This is a genomic window from Actinosynnema sp. NPDC023658 (assembly GCF_040639995.1).
Taxonomy (GTDB): Bacteria; Actinomycetota; Actinomycetes; order Mycobacteriales; family Pseudonocardiaceae; genus Actinosynnema.
The window spans coordinates 1-1634 of record NZ_JBFAAX010001161.1; the positions used below are offsets into that span (position 1 = coordinate 1).

The following is a 1634-nucleotide window of genomic DNA, read 5'->3' on the forward strand; positions in this document are numbered from 1 at the left end:
GTGTTGCTTGTCCTGCCAGGGGATTTATTGTGCCAGGGAGTCAGAGGTAGCGCTTCAGTTCCCGCTTGGCCAGGGACATGCGATGCACCTCGTCCGGACCGTCGGCCAGGCGCAGGGTCCGCGCGGCGGCCCACAGTTCGGCCAGCGGGAAGTCCTGGCTCACCCCGCCGGCTCCGTGCGCCTGGATCGCCTTGTCCAGCACCCACTCGGCCATGATCGGCGTGCCGATCTTGATGGCCTGGATCTCGGTGTGCGCGCCCTTGTTGCCGACGGTGTCCATCAGCCACGCCGTCTTCAGCACCAGAAGCCTGGCCTGTTCGATGCGCACCCGCGACTCGGCGATCCACTCCTGCACCACGCCCTGCCGCGCGATCGGCTGGCCGAACGCGACGCGGGAGATGGCGCGGCGGCACATCAGTTCCAGGGCGCGTTCCGCGATGCCGATCAACCGCATGCAGTGGTGGATGCGGCCGGGACCGAGGCGTGCCTGGGCGATCGCGAAGCCCTCGCCCTCGCCGGCGATCAGGTTGTCGGCGGGCACGCGGACGTTGTCGAACACGATCTCGGCGTGACCGCCGTGCGAGGCGTCGGTGTAGCCGAACACGTGCATCCCGCGCTTGACGTGCACGCCCGGCGTGTCGCGGGGCACCAGGATCAGCGCCTGCTGGCGGTGCCGCTCGGCGTCGGGATCGGTTTTGCCCATCACGATGAAGATTGCGCAGTTGGGGTTCATCGCGCCCGACGACCACCACTTGGTGCCATTGATGACGTACTCGTCGCCGTCGCGCACGATGCTGGTGGCGATGTTGGTGGCGTCGGAGGACGCGACGTCCGGCTCGGTCATGCAGAACGCGGAGCGGATCTCGCCGTCGAGCAGCGGCCGCAGCCACTGCTTCTTCTGCTGCTCGGTGCCGAACATCGCCAGCACCTCCATGTTCCCGGTGTCCGGCGCGGCGCAGTTGAGCGCCTCGGGCGCCAGGTGCGGGCTGCGGCCGGTGATCTCGGCCAGCGGCGCGTACTGCAGGTTCGTCAGGCCGCCGCCGTGGTCGGCGTCGGGCAGGAACAGGTTCCACAGACCCTGCCTGCGCGCCTCGGCCTTGAGCTCCTCCAGCACCGGCGGACGGGCCCACGGGTCCTCGGCGTCGGCCAGCTGCTGCTCCGCGACCGGCTCGGCGGGGTAGACGAACTCGTCCATGAACCGCAGCAGCGTGCCGCGCAGTTCCTCGGTCTTGGCGTCGTAGGCGAAGTCCATCAGTGCTCCCCTGAGGTCGCGGCGAGTCCCTGCCGGACCAGCGGCAGGATGAGTTGGCCGATCTGGTCGAACCCCGCTCCGACGGTCTGGCCGTGGGTGAAGCGGAAGTGGATGCCTTCGAGGATCACGGCGAGCTTGAAGTAGGCGAACGCCGTGTACCAGGCCAGGCCGCTGGTGTCGGCGCCGCTGCGCTCGGCGTAGCGGCGCACCATCTCGTCGGCGTCGGCGAACCCGGGCAACGTGGGCACGGTGCCGGTGATCGGGTCGTCCTCGCGCGCGCCGATGCCGTTCCAGTACACGCACAGCAGGGCGTCGTCGGCCAGCGGGGCGCCCAGGGGGGCCATCTCCCCGTCCAGCACCGCGCGGATGGCAAGCGGGTCCT

Annotated in this window: 1 protein-coding gene and 1 pseudogene; both read right to left on the bottom strand. The window is 69.7% G+C overall.

The genetic code is table 11. The annotated features are described in order from the left end of the window. Nucleotides 1–40: 40 nt before the first annotated feature. On the bottom strand, nucleotides 41–1252 hold the full coding sequence (locus AB0G02_RS39135) for an acyl-CoA dehydrogenase family protein (RefSeq protein ID WP_360805249.1): 1212 nt from the start codon (nucleotides 1250–1252) through the stop codon (nucleotides 41–43). Then, a pseudogene (locus AB0G02_RS39140) lies at nucleotides 1252–1634 on the bottom strand (phosphotransferase family protein); the annotation flags it as partial. The gene AB0G02_RS39135 and the pseudogene AB0G02_RS39140, both read right to left, overlap by 1 nt.